The organism is Achromobacter sp. ESBL13 (assembly GCF_036668755.1).
GTDB lineage: Bacteria > Pseudomonadota > Gammaproteobacteria > Burkholderiales > Burkholderiaceae_B > Achromobacter.
On the sequence record NZ_JAZEVT010000003.1, the window covers coordinates 38,480 to 51,254 of the forward strand.

Annotated in this window: 13 protein-coding genes; 3 read left to right on the forward strand and 10 right to left on the reverse strand. The window is 64.2% G+C overall.

All coding sequences use genetic code 11. The features are described 5' to 3' along the window. Positions 1 to 195: 195 nt before the first annotated feature. Genes thrC through alaC form a run of 3 tightly spaced genes read right to left on the reverse strand, consistent with a single transcriptional unit; the run spans position 196 to position 4,141 of the window. Positions 196 to 1,605: a threonine synthase gene (gene thrC, locus V6F88_RS14390; RefSeq protein WP_332610331.1), complete on the reverse strand. Its 1,410-nt coding sequence runs from the start codon at positions 1,603 to 1,605 to the stop codon at positions 196 to 198. Further along, the gene (locus V6F88_RS14395) at positions 1,602 to 2,906 is read right to left on the reverse strand and encodes a homoserine dehydrogenase (protein ID WP_332610855.1); all 1,305 of its coding nucleotides are present in this window, start codon (positions 2,904 to 2,906) and stop codon (positions 1,602 to 1,604) included. The genes thrC and V6F88_RS14395 overlap by 4 nt, the downstream gene beginning before the upstream one ends. A gap of 47 nt (positions 2,907 to 2,953) precedes the next feature. After that, entirely contained in the window at positions 2,954 to 4,141 is a 1,188-nt protein-coding gene (alaC, locus tag V6F88_RS14400; protein ID WP_006218372.1) for an alanine transaminase, read from the reverse strand. Positions 4,142 to 4,469: 328 nt separating this feature from the next. Between alaC and V6F88_RS14405 the strand changes: the two genes are divergently transcribed. The 3 genes from V6F88_RS14405 to V6F88_RS14415 are packed head-to-tail and all read left to right on the forward strand — an operon-like array spanning position 4,470 to position 7,155. Further along, positions 4,470 to 4,931, forward strand: a complete 462-nt coding sequence (locus V6F88_RS14405) for an Mth938-like domain-containing protein (protein ID WP_046805544.1) — start codon at positions 4,470 to 4,472, stop codon at positions 4,929 to 4,931. Beyond that, positions 4,928 to 5,392, forward strand: a complete 465-nt coding sequence (locus tag V6F88_RS14410) for a peroxiredoxin (RefSeq protein WP_046805545.1) — start codon at positions 4,928 to 4,930, stop codon at positions 5,390 to 5,392. The genes V6F88_RS14405 and V6F88_RS14410 overlap by 4 nt, the downstream gene beginning before the upstream one ends. 56 nt (positions 5,393 to 5,448) lie before the next feature. Continuing rightward, on the forward strand, positions 5,449 to 7,155 hold the full coding sequence (locus V6F88_RS14415; protein WP_332610332.1) for a PhoH family protein: 1,707 nt from the start codon (positions 5,449 to 5,451) through the stop codon (positions 7,153 to 7,155). Between the two features lie 107 nt (positions 7,156 to 7,262). Here V6F88_RS14415 and V6F88_RS14420 read toward each other — a convergent pair whose 3' ends face one another. From V6F88_RS14420 to V6F88_RS14450, 7 genes are all read right to left on the reverse strand, one after another. Continuing rightward, positions 7,263 to 7,394: an entericidin A/B family lipoprotein gene (locus V6F88_RS14420; RefSeq protein WP_006218367.1), complete on the reverse strand. Its 132-nt coding sequence runs from the start codon at positions 7,392 to 7,394 to the stop codon at positions 7,263 to 7,265. Positions 7,395 to 7,445: 51 nt separating this feature from the next. After that, positions 7,446 to 8,141: a fumarylacetoacetate hydrolase family protein gene (locus V6F88_RS14425; protein WP_046802843.1), complete on the reverse strand. Its 696-nt coding sequence runs from the start codon at positions 8,139 to 8,141 to the stop codon at positions 7,446 to 7,448. Positions 8,142 to 8,278: 137 nt separating this feature from the next. Next, positions 8,279 to 8,581, reverse strand: coding sequence for a Dabb family protein (locus tag V6F88_RS14430; RefSeq protein WP_332610333.1), 303 nt, complete (start codon positions 8,579 to 8,581; stop codon positions 8,279 to 8,281). Next, positions 8,581 to 10,458, reverse strand: a complete 1,878-nt coding sequence (locus tag V6F88_RS14435; RefSeq protein WP_332610334.1) for an ABC transporter permease — start codon at positions 10,456 to 10,458, stop codon at positions 8,581 to 8,583. The genes V6F88_RS14430 and V6F88_RS14435 overlap by 1 nt, the downstream gene beginning before the upstream one ends. 13 nt (positions 10,459 to 10,471) lie before the next feature. Next, entirely contained in the window at positions 10,472 to 11,164 is a 693-nt protein-coding gene (locus tag V6F88_RS14440; RefSeq protein ID WP_219991972.1) for an ABC transporter ATP-binding protein, read from the reverse strand. A 1-nt stretch (position 11,165) separates the two neighbouring features. Further along, entirely contained in the window at positions 11,166 to 11,936 is a 771-nt protein-coding gene (locus V6F88_RS14445; RefSeq protein ID WP_332610337.1) for an ABC transporter ATP-binding protein, read from the reverse strand. A gap of 9 nt (positions 11,937 to 11,945) precedes the next feature. Further along, positions 11,946 to 12,725 (reverse strand): SDR family NAD(P)-dependent oxidoreductase, encoded by a 780-nt coding sequence (locus V6F88_RS14450; protein ID WP_332610339.1) that lies wholly within the window; start codon positions 12,723 to 12,725, stop codon positions 11,946 to 11,948. Positions 12,726 to 12,775: the final 50 nt, after the last annotated feature.

Below are 12,775 nucleotides of genomic sequence, written 5' to 3' on the forward strand. Positions count from 1 at the left end.
GGGCGTGTTCTCCAAGTGTGAATAGGTGATCCCACTGTATCGGGAACCTGGCCCCGATATCGTGTCGGGTTGTCGGCAAATTGCGAAAGAACGTAAACCCCGCAACCCACATCGTAAAAAAACCCCTCACGGGCCAGCCCGTGAGGGGTTTTACGCTTACATAAACCGCAAGCCGTTACAGGTCGGCGCAGGGGTTCAGACCTTGGCGTTGGCCTCGATGAAGCGGCGCACCTCGGCCATCGTGCAGTCCATGACCTGTACCCGCTGCGGCAGCGACTCCAGGTTGGCCAGGTTGCCCGGCGGCGTGGCCGGCCGGCCCAGCGCCTCTTCGATGGTTTCGGAGAACTTGGCCGGCAAGGCCGTTTCCAGCACCAGCATCGGCACGCCGGGCTCGACGAAGTCGCGCGCCACCTTCACGCCATCGGCGGTGTGCGGATCGACCAGCACGCCGGTCTCGTCGTACAAGGACCGGATGGTGGCCAGGCGCGCCTCGTGCGAGCTTTGGCCGGAAACGAAGCCGTAGCGCGATTCGAACTGCGGCTTCAGGTCGGACAAGTCGAACGAACCGTCTTGCGCCAAGGTCGTCCACAGCGCCTTCACGCGGGAGGCGTCGCGGCCCACCAGGTCGAAAACGAAGCGTTCGAAGTTGGACGCGCGCGAAATATCCATCGACGGACTGGACGTGGCGTACGTCTGCTCGGCCGGACGCGGGCGGTAGATGCCCGTGCGGAAGAACTCTTCCAGCACGTTGTTTTCGTTCGTGGCCAGCACCAGGCGGCGCACCGGCAAGCCCATGCTGCGCGCGATGTGGCCCGACAGGATGTTGCCGAAGTTGCCCGACGGCACCGCAAACGAGACCTGCTGGCCCGGCTTGTCGGTGGCGCGCAACCAGCCGTGGAAGTAGTACACGACCTGGGCGGCGATGCGCGCCCAGTTGATCGAGTTGACGGCGCCCAGGCGGTACTTCGTCTTGAAACCCAGGTCGCTGGCCAGCGCCTTGACGATGTCCTGCGCTTCGTCGAACACGCCGCGCACCGCGATGTTGTGGATGTTTTCGTCTTGCAGCGAATACATCTGTGCGCGCTGGAAGGCGCTCATGCGGCCATGCGGCGACAGCATGAACACGGCCACGCCCTGCTTGCCGCGCAATGCGTATTCGGCCGCCGAGCCCGTGTCGCCCGAGGTCGCGCCCAGGATGTTCAAGGTGGTGCCGCGCTTGGCCAGCGTGTATTCAAAGACCTGGCCCAGGAACTGCATGGCCATGTCCTTGAACGCCAGCGTCGGCCCCTCGGACAAGCCCAGCAGCGACAGGCCGCCGTCCAGGGGGCGCAGCGGCACGATATCTTCGCTGTTGAAGATCTCTTGCGTGTAGGCCGCGCGCGTCAGGCGGCGCAGGTCTTCGGCGGGAATGTCGGTGGCAAACAGTGACAGCACTTCGAACGCCAGGTCGGCGTAGGACAAGCCGCGCCACGATTCCAGCGTTTGCTCGGACACCTGCGGCAGTTGTTCCGGCACGGCCAGGCCGCCGTCGGGCGCCAGGCCTTCCAGCAGGATGTCGGAAAAGGGCTGGGCGGCCATGCCGCCTCGGGTCGAGACGTATTTCATGTCAGGTTCTCCACGCGCAAACGGGTGACCTTGGACCGCACGAACGGCATCGCCTCGATGCGCTCGATGGCCTGATTGATGTTGCCTTCCACGGCTTCATGCGTCAGGAAGATGATGTCGGCGCCGCCGATGTGCGAGGGCTGCTGGATCATCGAACCGATCGAGATCGAGCGGTCGGCCAGGATACGGGCGATGTCGGCCAGCACGCCCGGCTGATCGTCCACGCGCAGGCGCAGGTAATACGACGTGCTGACCAGTTCGATCGGCAGGATCGGCGTGTCGGACATGGCATCGGGCTGGAACGCCAGATGCGGCACGCGGTTGCCCGGGTCGGCGGTGTGCAGGCGCGTCACGTCGACCAGGTCAGCCACCACGGCAGATGCGGTGGGCTCTTCGCCCGCGCCCTGGCCGTAATACAGCGTGGGGCCGACGGCATCGCCCTTGACCAGCACGGCGTTCATCGCGCCTTCGACATTGGCCAGCAGGCGCTCGGACGGCACCAGCGCGGGATGCACGCGCAGTTCGATGCCGTCGGGACGACGCTTGGTCACGCCCAGCAGCTTGATGCGGTAGCCCAGGCGCTCGGCATGTTCGATATCTTCGGCGGCCAGCTGCGAGATGCCTTCGATGTAGGCGCGGTCAAATTGCACCGGCACGCCAAAGGCCAGCGAGGCCAGCAGCGTCAGCTTGTGCGCGGCGTCCACGCCTTCCACGTCGAACGTGGGGTCGGCTTCGGCGTAGCCCAGGCGCTGGGCTTCGGCCAGCACGTCGGCGAACGGCAACCCGCGCGAGCGCATTTCCGACAGGATGAAGTTGGTGGTGCCGTTGATAATGCCCGCCACCCACTGGATGCGGTTGGCCGTCAGGCCTTCGCGTATCGCCTTGATGATGGGGATGCCGCCGGCCACCGCGGCTTCGAACGTGACCATCACGCCGCGCTCGTACGCAGCGGCGAAGATCTCGTTGCCATGCTTGGCCAGCAGCGCCTTGTTGGCGGTGACGACATGCTTGCCGTTGGCGATGGCCTGCATCACCAGTTCCAGCGCCAGCGTGTCGCCGCCGATCAGTTCAACCACGATGTCGATTTCGGGGTCGCAAACCAGCGCATGGACGTCGGTATCGACCAGGATCGAGTCGCCCACGCGGGCGCGTGCCTTGGCCACATCGCGCACGGCGGCGCGGGTGACTTCGATGCGGCGGCCGGCGCGACGCGCGATTTCTTCCGCGTTGCGCGACAGCACGGTCCACGTGCCGCCGCCAACAACGCCAAGACCAAGCAGGCCCACCTTCATGGGACGCATCGCGCCGCCCTCGGGGGCTTGCGCGGCGGGTGAGCGTTCAGGGGTATTCATTTCAGCAATCCGTCCTTGCGGAACATATCTTTGATGCCGCGCACCGCTTGGCGGGTGCGCTGCTCGTTTTCGATAAGAGCGAAGCGTACGTAGTCGTCGCCATACTCGCCGAAGCCGATCCCGGGGGACACGGCCACTTTCGCATCCGACAGGACACGCTTGGCAAATTCCAAAGAGCCCATCGCCCGGTAGGGCTCGGGGATCTGCGCCCAGATATACATGGACGCCTTGGGAATTTCCACATTCCAACCTGCTTCGTGCAGGCCGCGCACGAGCACGTCGCGGCGGCTTTGGTATTGGGCCACGATCTCGCTCACGCAATCCTGCGGGCCGTCCAGGGCGGCGATGGACGCCACCTGGATCGGCGTGAACGTACCGTAGTCGTGATAGCTCTTGATGCGCGCCAGCGCGTTGACCAGCTCGCGGTTGCCCACCATGTAGCCGATGCGCCAGCCCGCCATGTTGTAGCTCTTGCTCATCGTGAAGAACTCGACGGCCACATCGCGCGCGCCCGGCACCTGCATGATGGACGGCGCCACGTAGCCGTCGAACGTGATGTCGGCGTAGGCCAGGTCATGCACCACCAGGATGTCGTGTTCCTTGGCCAACGCCACCACGCGTTCGAAGAACGACAGGTCCACGCACTGTGCGGTCGGGTTGCTGGGAAAGCCCAGCACCATCATCTTGGGCTTCGGGATGGATTCGCGCACCGCGCGTTCCAGCTCTTCGAAGAAATCGACGCCGGGCGTCATGCGCACCGAGCGGATGTTGGCGCCGGCAATCACCGCGCCATAGATGTGGATCGGGTAGCTGGGGTTGGGCACCAGCACCGTGTCGCCGCGATCCAGCGTGGCCAGCATCAAGTGGGCCAGGCCTTCTTTGGAGCCGATGGTGACGATGGCTTCGGAATCCGGATCGAACTCCACCGCGTAGCGGCGCTGGTACCAATCACAGATCGCCTTGCGCAGACGCGGAATGCCCTTGGACACCGAATAGCCGTGGGTGGTGGGACGCGACGTGGCCTCCACCATCTTGTCGACGATGTGCTTGGGGGTGGCACCGTCCGGGTTGCCCATGGACATGTCGATGATGTCCTCGCCCCGCCGCCGCGCCGCCATCTTGAGCTCGCCAGTAATGTTGAAAACGTACGGGGGCAAACGCTCGATGCGAGAGAACTTCCTCATGATGGGAATCCTTAGGGGCGGAAAGGGCGAAAAAACCAGGGCGCGGTCGCGCGAAGGGGAAAGGGGCTTAAAGCCGCGCCAGCACACGATTGCAGCGCAGCAAAACCCTGTAATCTAGCGCAACGACGGCCATGCGGCAAATGGGGCAAAAACGGGTCCGTTTCCCCATTGAAAAGACAGGCTTTTTTTGCCCTGTTCATACGCGCCAAAAACCACGTTGTTGCAAGGCAGGGAATCCGCTTATACCGTCAAGCAACGAAGCCCCCAACACTGCAACCCATGGCGAGTTTGATGCGCTATCATCAAGCCCATAAAGCCGGAGTTTTTATTGAAGCTGCATACTGATCCTGCGACGGCCGCCCTGAACACCGTGACTGCTTACGGTGAGGGGTATATCGAGGTCAACCAAGTTCGTTTTTCCTCGTCGGTCGCATTTGGCCCCGAAGGCGAAGTTACCGAATGGCCTGTTGACTCGCCGGCCGACATCACCTCTACCCTGTTGCACCAGGCGGCCGGTTTGACCGAGCCCGTCCGCGACCCGATGGCTTTTCTGGATGAACCGGAAGCCAGCCCCAGCCGCCCGGCCAATGCGCCCGAGGTATTGCTGGTAGGCACGGGCGCCCGGCAACAGTTCCTGCGTCCCGAAGTGTTGCGTCCCCTGTTGGCCATGGGAATCGGCGTCGAGATCATGGACACGCACGCCGCCTCTCGCACCTACAACATCCTGATGGCGGAGGGCCGGCGCGTGGTCGTCGCCCTCATCCCACCCAATGGAGATCCACAGAAATGACGCCCAGCATCGGCAAGCCCGCCCCGCAATTCACCGCGGAAAGCACGATTGGTCCGATCAGCCTGGAACAATGCCAGGGCCGTGCCGTGATCCTGTATTTTTACCCCAAGGACAACACGCCTGGCTGCACCACCGAAAGCCAGGACTTCCGCGACCTGCACGCCGACTTCCTGGCGGCCAGCGCGGTGGTCATCGGAATCTCGCGCGACTCGCTCAAGTCGCATGAGAACTTCAAGGCCAAGTACGAACTTCCTTTCCCGCTCATCTCCGACGCCGACGAAACCGTGTGCAATCTGTTCGGCGTCATCAAGCAGAAGAATATGTACGGCAAGCAGGTGCGAGGCATCGAGCGCAGCACCTTTTTGATCGACGCCTATGGCGTGCTGGTGCAGGAGTGGCGCGGGGTGAAGGTCCCGGGCCACGCCAAGGAAGTCCTGCAGGCCGCGAAAAGTATCGGTTAGCCGTACAGGAATACCCGTCAGGCGCTATTGCCGGCCCACCCTGGAGAGTGACGCATATGCCGCTTCCGAAGTTGCCCACCCGCCCCGCAGCCATCCTGACCTTCCCCTCGGGCGAATCCGCCCGGGTGCAGGCCCGCACCACCAAGACTGCCGCTGCGCAGTCCAGCACCCAAGCCGCGCTTGCCGACGACGATGACGAGCTGCTTGTGCAGCCCGAACTTGACGGCATGGCCGAGCCGGCACGCAAGGCGCAGATCCCCGCGCCCGCCCGCCAGGTTCCTCCGCCCGCCCCAGCCGCCCCTGCGACCGCCCGCGCCGAAACGCGCGCGGCCAAGACGGCGCCCGCCCCGACCAAGCGCGGCAAGCCGCGCGCCCAGAACGAGCCGCGCAAGCTGTTCGTGCTGGACACCAACGTACTGCTGCACGACCCCAGCTCACTGTTCCGCTTTGAAGAGCACGACATCTTCCTGCCGATGATGACGCTGGAAGAGCTGGACCATCAAAAGAAAGGCATGTCGGAAGTAGCGCGCAACGCGCGTCAGGTCAGCCGATCGCTGGATGCGCTGGTGCAAGACGCCACGCAACTGGATGAAGGGCTGGAGCTGGCCAAGCTGGGCAACAAGGATGCCACCGGCCGCCTGATGTTCCAGACGACGGCCATCCACAGCACGCTGCCGTCCGACCTGCCCATGGGCAAGGCCGACAACCAGATCCTGGGCGTGGTGCGTGCCCTGCAAGAAAAATTCCCGCAGCGCGAGGTCGTGCTGGTGTCCAAGGACATCAACATGCGCCTGAAGGCTCGCGCGCTGGGCATGGCCGCCGAAGACTACTTCAACGACCACGTCCTGGAAGATTCGGACCTGATGTACACGGGGGTGATGCAACTGCCCGAGGACTTCTGGAACAAGCACGGCAAGGACGTGGAATCCTGGCAGCAAGGGGGCACCACGTTCTACCGTATCCATGGTCCGTTGTGCTCGCAGTTCGTCGTCAACCAGTTCGTCTACTTCGAAGGCCAGATGCCGCTGTACGCGCAGGTGCGCGAAGTCAGCGGCAAGATGGCGGTGCTGGCCACCCTGCGCGACTACACCCACGGCAAGAACAACGTCTGGGGCATCACGGCGCGCAACCGCGAACAGAACTTCGCCATGAACCTGCTGATGAACCCGGAGTGCGATTTCGTATCGCTGCTGGGCCAGGCAGGCACGGGCAAGACGCTGCTGGCGTTGGCGGCCGGTATCACGCAGGTGCTTGAGACCAAGCGCTACACCGAAATCATCATGACGCGCGTCACGGTGCCGGTCGGTGAAGACATCGGTTTCCTGCCCGGCACGGAAGAAGAAAAGATGTTGCCCTGGATGGGCGCGCTGGAAGACAACCTTGACGTCCTGAACATGGGCGATGGCGAAGGCAACGGCGACTGGGGCCGTGCCGCCACCATGGACCTGATCCGCTCACGCATCAAGGTCAAGTCGCTGAACTTCATGCGCGGCCGCACGTTCCTGAACAAGTACCTGATCATCGACGAGGCCCAGAACCTGACGCCCAAGCAGATGAAAACGCTGGTGACCCGCGCGGGCCCCGGCACCAAGGTGATCTGCCTGGGCAACGTTGCCCAGATCGACACGCCGTACCTGACCGAAGGCAGCTCTGGCCTGACGTTCGTCGTAGACCGCTTCAAGGGCTGGCCGCATTCCGGGCACGTCACCTTGCAGCGCGGCGAACGTTCCCGCCTGGCCGACTACGCGGGGGATGTGCTGTAAGGCCTGCGCCACTGCTGCGCGCACTGCTGCACGCCCCGCACAAAAAAAGCCCCTTGAAATCACTTCAAGGGGCTTTTTCTTGCCTGTGCCAATCAAGCCGACGGTGCTTATTTGTCGGCCGCGTTGGTGATGGCATTGCCGGCCCGTGACATATCGCGGCCCATGCCCGCAACGGTATTGCAACCGGCGAGCACGAATCCGAATACGACAAAGGCGGTCAGCACGATCTTGCCGCGCATGCTGTCAACTCCTGAACAAAAAAATATCGATGCCAATGGTGTGGGGGTAGGTCAAACGATCTGCACGCGCAGTTCGCCCAGGCCTTCCACGCCGCCGGTGATGACATCGCCCTGCACCACGGCGCCCACGCCCTCGGGCGTGCCGGTGAAAATGATGTCGCCCGGCTGCAATTCGAACAGGCCCGACAGGTATGAAATGCTTTCCGGGATGTTCCACAGCATCTGCGAGATGTCGCTGGATTGCTTGCGCTGGCCGTTCACATCCAGCCAGATGGCGCCCTTGTCCAGCGTGCCCACGACGCTGCGCGGGTGGATCGGGCCAATCGGGGCCGACTCGTCGAACGCCTTGCCGATTTCCCAGGGGCGACCCTGCTTCTTCATTTCGCCTTGCAGGTCGCGGCGGGTCATGTCCAGGCCCAGCGCATAGCCCCACACGCATTCGTTGGCCTGCTCGACCGGTATGTCGCGGCCGCCCTTGCCCAGCACCACGACCAGTTCCATCTCGTAGTGCAGGTTCGAGGTCTTGGGCGGATACGACATTTTGCCGGTCTCACCGTCGGCAACGGGGCGGACGGCGTCCGCGGGCTTGCAGAAGAAGAACGGATCTTCACGGCCGGTGAAGCCCATTTCCTTGGCGTGTTCGGCGTAGTTGCGACCCACGCAATAGACGCGGCGCACCGGAAACAACGCGGCGCTGCCGTCCACGGGGACCGCGACGGGCGGCTGGGGAGGTAATACGTAGTCCATGAGCGATCAACCTATGACAAATACGTGACTGAAAACCGGCCAAATATCTTACCCCCCGCGCGAAAGGCGCGGCGCGTAAGGTAAAAATCATCCGCGAGTTTATCCCTTTCCCGACGCCAGGGGCGGCCGGGTTTCGTTCAGGAAAACGTAGGGATTTCACCATCGAAAACCACCAGGCGCTCGATGAAGCCGGCCATATAGGTTTTCATTTCCTGGTGCGCGGGCGACACCTGGTAGCGGTCATGGGCCGCCTCGTCAGTGAAGGCGGCCACCACCGCGTGCGTCAGGCCGTCGGCGCGGCCGGCCTGATTGGGCCGGAACGCATAGCCCGCCACCCCATCGCATTCGGCCATCACCCGATCGCAATAAGCCTGGACGCGTTCATGAAAGCGGGCGTCGGCGGCCGACGACAGTTGCAACATCACCACATGCAGAAACATCAGGACTCCTTCCTGGAACGCGTCGCGGCCAGCCAGGCGCGCGCAATCAATCCCATGATGCCGTCTCGCAACAGCAACACGCACAAGACAAAGATGGCCCCTTGCACGATCAGCACCCAAGACCCCAGCGGCGCCAGGTAATTTTGCAGGGACACAAACGTGAAGGCGCCGGCCAGCGGACCGAACACGGTGCCGATACCGCCCAGCAGCGCCATCAGCACGACCTCGCCGTTGGCGTGCCAGTGCACATCCGTCAATGAGGCCACGCCGAAAACCAGCACCTTCAAGCCGCCCGCCAGCCCCGCCACCGAGGCCGACAGCGTGAAGGCCAGCAGCTTGTAACGCGACGTGGAATAGCCCAGCGATCGTGCCCGCTGCTCGTTGTCGCGCACCGACCGGATCACTTCGCCGAACGGGGAATTAAGCACGCGCAGCACGAAGGCGTAGCCCAGCGCAAACACGGCCAGCGTGAAGTAATACATGGGCATCACGTTCTGCAGGTCGAAAATACCGAACAGCTTGCCGCGCGGCACGCTTTGCAAGCCGTCCTCGCCGCCTGTGAAGCCCGCTTGCACCGCAATGAAGTAGACCAGTTGCGACAGCGCCAACGTAATCATGGCGAAGTAGATGCCCTGGCGCCGGATGGCGATGGCGCCGAACAACAGGCCCAGCAGCCCGCCCGTGACCACGCCCGCCAACAGCCCGAGTTCGGGCGTGGCGCCCAGCACCTTCATGACGATGCCGGTCGCATAGGCCGCCGCGCCGAAGAAGGCCGCGTGGCCGAACGACAGCAGCCCCACATAGCCCACCAGCAGGTTGAACGCCGCCGCGAACAGCGCAAAGCACAGCACCTTCATCAGGAACGTGGGATAGACGAACCACGGCGCCGCCAGCGCCACCAGGGCCAGCACCGCCATGGATATGCGCATCGCGCGCCGGCTCAGCTGCACGGGCTGGCGGGTGGCTTCGGCAGCCAGCACGTTCTGCACCTGCAAGGGCTTGCCGAACAGGCCGGCCGGCTTGCACAGCAGCACCAGCACCATGATGATGAAGATCGCCAGGTTGGCGGCCTCGGGGTAGAACACCTTGGTCAGCCCCTCGATGATGCCCAACCCGAAGCCGCTGATGATGGCGCCCATGATGGACCCCATGCCGCCGATCACCACCACCGCGAACACCACGACCACCAGGTTCGACCCCATCATCGGGCTCACCTGGTAGATGGGCGCGGCGATCACGCCCGCCACCGATGCCAGCGCCACGCCCAGCGCGTAGGTCAGCGTGATCAACAGCGGCACGTTGATGCCGAAGGAACGCACGATGGTCGGGTTCTCGGTGGCGGCGCGCAGCATGGCGCCCACGCGCGTTTTTTCGATCAGCACCCAGACCGCCAGGCACAGCACCAGCGACACGGCCACCGCCCATCCGCGATACCACGGCAGGAACATGAAGCCCAGGTTCACACCACCGGACAGGGCTTTCGGAATCGTGTACGGCAGCCCCGACACGCCATAGGCCTGGCGCAGCCCGCCTTCGATCAGCAGTGCGATGCCGAACGTGAGCAGCAGCCCGTACAAGTGGTCCATGCGATAGGTGCGGGAAATCAGCAGGCGCTCGACCACCACGGCAAACACCGCCATGATGAGCGGCACCAGCACCAGCGCGGCCCAGTAGTTCACGCCCAGGTAATTGAGCAGCATCCACGCCAGGAACGCGCCGGCCGTGTACTGCGCGCCATGGGCAAAGTTGATGATGTTCAACAGGCCGAAAATCACCGCCAGCCCGATCGATAGCAAGGCGTAGAAAGACCCGTTGATCAGGCCCAGCAACAGCTGGCCGAACAGCGCCGTGGACGGCACACCGAAAATTTCGAACACAGGGATTCTCCTTTCAGACGCCCAGGCGGCGTGCGATCCGGGCAGGATCGCGGCGCGCCTCATCCGCCGACAACTGGTCGACCACGCAGCCGTGCTCCATGACGTAGTGACGGTCGGCCACCTTGGTCGCAAAGCGGAAGTTCTGCTCGACCAGCACGATGGTGAAGCCGCGTTCTTTCAGCGTGCGGATGGCGTGTCCGATCTGCTGCACGATGACGGGCGCCAGGCCTTCGGTGGGTTCGTCCAGCAGGATCAGCTGCGCACCGGTGCGCAGGATGCGCGCGATGGCCAGCATCTGCTGCTCGCCACCTGACAGGTTGCCGCCGGAACTGGCGCTGCGTTCGCGCAGGTTGGGAAACAGCGTGTAGATTTCGTCCAGCGACATGCCGCCGTCCGCCAGGCGCGGCGGCAGCAGCAGGTTTTCGGTGACGCTCAAGCTGCGGAACACCGCCCGTTCTTCGGGGCAATACACCACGCCCAGGCGCGGGATGCGGTGGGGCGCCATGCTCACCGTTTCCTGCCCGTTCAAACGGATGGAGCCGCGCCGCTTGTCCAGGATGCCCATGATGGCGCGCAGCGTCGTGGTCTTGCCCGCGCCGTTGCGGCCCAGGATGGTGACAAGTTCGCCGCGCTGGACGTCGATATTCACGCCATGCAGCACGTGGGATTCCCCGTACCAGGCGTTAAGGTCGTTGATGGCCAGCATGTCAGTGCGCCTCCTCGTCCGAGCCCATGTACGCGGTGATGACGCGCTCATCGCGCGACACGGCGGCGTAGTCGCCTTGCGCCAGCACCGCGCCGCGCGCCAGCACGGTGATGGTGTCGGACAGGTCCGCCACCACGGACAGGTTGTGCTCGACCATCAGGATGCTGCGGTTCACCGCCACGCGCCGGATCAACGCGGCGATGCGGGCCACGTCTTCCTGGCCCAGCCCGGCCATGGGCTCGTCCAGCAACATGATGTCGGGGTCCAGCGCCAGCGTCATCGCGATTTCCAGCGCGCGCTTGCGACCATACGGCAGCATGGCCGCTGTTGTATCCGCCAGGTTGGCTAGGCCCACCGCGTCCAGCAGCTCCATGGCGCGTTCGTTCAGGCGATCGACACTGCGGCGGCTGCGCCAGAAGCGCATGCCGTCGCCATGCTGGCGCATCAGCGCCACGCGCATGTTCTGCAGCACGGTAAGGCCCAGGAACACGGCCGAGATCTGGAACGACCGCACGATGCCCAGCCGCGCAATCTGCTCGGGCGCCAGCGCCGTGATATCGCGGCCGCGGTAATGAATGACGCCCGCATCCGGCGTCAGGAACTTGGTCAGCAGATTGAAGCAGGTGGTCTTGCCGGCGCCATTGGGGCCGATCAAGGCGTGGATGGAGCCTTCGTGCAGGGCAAGGGTCACGCCATCGACGGCATTGAAGCCGCCGAATCGCTTGACCAGCCCCTGTGCGGACAGAACCGCTTGGGTGCTTGGCGTCGTCATGGTGGCCTCTTACATGCGGGCCAACAGGCCGCCGTCGATCGCCAGGACATGCCCGTTGACGAACGATGCGGCCTTCGAGGCCAGGTACACCACGGCAGGCGCAACGTCTTCCGGCGTGGCCCATCGGCCCACCGGCACCGAGGCCGACAGGAACGATTGGAATTGGGGGTTGTCTTGCAGGCCCTGCGTGAAATCGGTGCGCACAAAGCCGGGGGCCAGCGCATTGCACGTGATGCCGCTGGCGCCATATTCCACGGCCAGCGCGCGCGTGAAGGCGGCGATGGCGCCCTTGGCGGTGGCGTAGGCGGCAATATTGGGCATGGTCGCCTGGCCCGCCACCGATGACATCAGCACGATGCGGCCGAAGCCGCGCTTGCCCATGCCCGGCAGCACGGCGCGCGCGCAATGAAACGCGCCGTTCACATGCACGTTCTGCAAGGCCTGCCACTCGGCCGGCGTCATCTCGACGACCGGCTTGCGATTCTGGTTGCCGGCATTGCTGACCAATACGTCGATGGACAGGCCCACGTCATCCAGACGCGCCACGGCGTCGGTGACGGCGCCCGCGTCCGCCACGTCGAACGGCACGCCGTGCGCGTCGATCCCCAGCGCGGCCAGCTTGGCGGCGGCGGCGTCGCAGGCGGCTTCGGACAGGTCGTTGACCACCACCCGCGCCCCCGCGCGGCCCAGCGCTTCGGCGATGGCGTAGCCCAGCCCTCTTGCCGCGCCCGTCACCAGCGCGACGCGCCCTGCCAGACCGAACGTCTGGTCCAGATAGTCGTGTTTCAAACTTGTCTCCTTGTTTTATCGGCATCGGATCTCTAGGTCCGGCCTGTGTC

Bases quoted from the DNA above. Each gene is read 5' to 3' on its own strand.
- V6F88_RS14440 (WP_219991972.1), bottom strand. From the start codon at position 11,164: ATGCTGGCCATCAACGACCTTAACGCCTGGTACGGGGAATCCCACGTG.
- thrC (WP_332610331.1), bottom strand. From the start codon at position 1,605: ATGAAATACGTCTCGACCCGAGGCGGCATGGCCGCCCAGCCCTTTTCC.
- V6F88_RS14415 (WP_332610332.1), top strand. From the start codon at position 5,449: ATGCCGCTTCCGAAGTTGCCCACCCGCCCCGCAGCCATCCTGACCTTC.
- V6F88_RS14395 (WP_332610855.1), bottom strand. From the start codon at position 2,906: ATGCGTCCCATGAAGGTGGGCCTGCTTGGTCTTGGCGTTGTTGGCGGC.
- V6F88_RS14445 (WP_332610337.1), bottom strand. From the start codon at position 11,936: ATGACGACGCCAAGCACCCAAGCGGTTCTGTCCGCACAGGGGCTGGTC.
- V6F88_RS14425 (WP_046802843.1), bottom strand. From the start codon at position 8,141: ATGGACTACGTATTACCTCCCCAGCCGCCCGTCGCGGTCCCCGTGGAC.
- V6F88_RS14410 (WP_046805545.1), top strand. From the start codon at position 4,928: ATGACGCCCAGCATCGGCAAGCCCGCCCCGCAATTCACCGCGGAAAGC.
- V6F88_RS14420 (WP_006218367.1), bottom strand. From the start codon at position 7,394: ATGCGCGGCAAGATCGTGCTGACCGCCTTTGTCGTATTCGGATTCGTG.
- alaC (WP_006218372.1), bottom strand. From the start codon at position 4,141: ATGAGGAAGTTCTCTCGCATCGAGCGTTTGCCCCCGTACGTTTTCAAC.
- V6F88_RS14430 (WP_332610333.1), bottom strand. From the start codon at position 8,581: ATGTTTCTGCATGTGGTGATGTTGCAACTGTCGTCGGCCGCCGACGCC.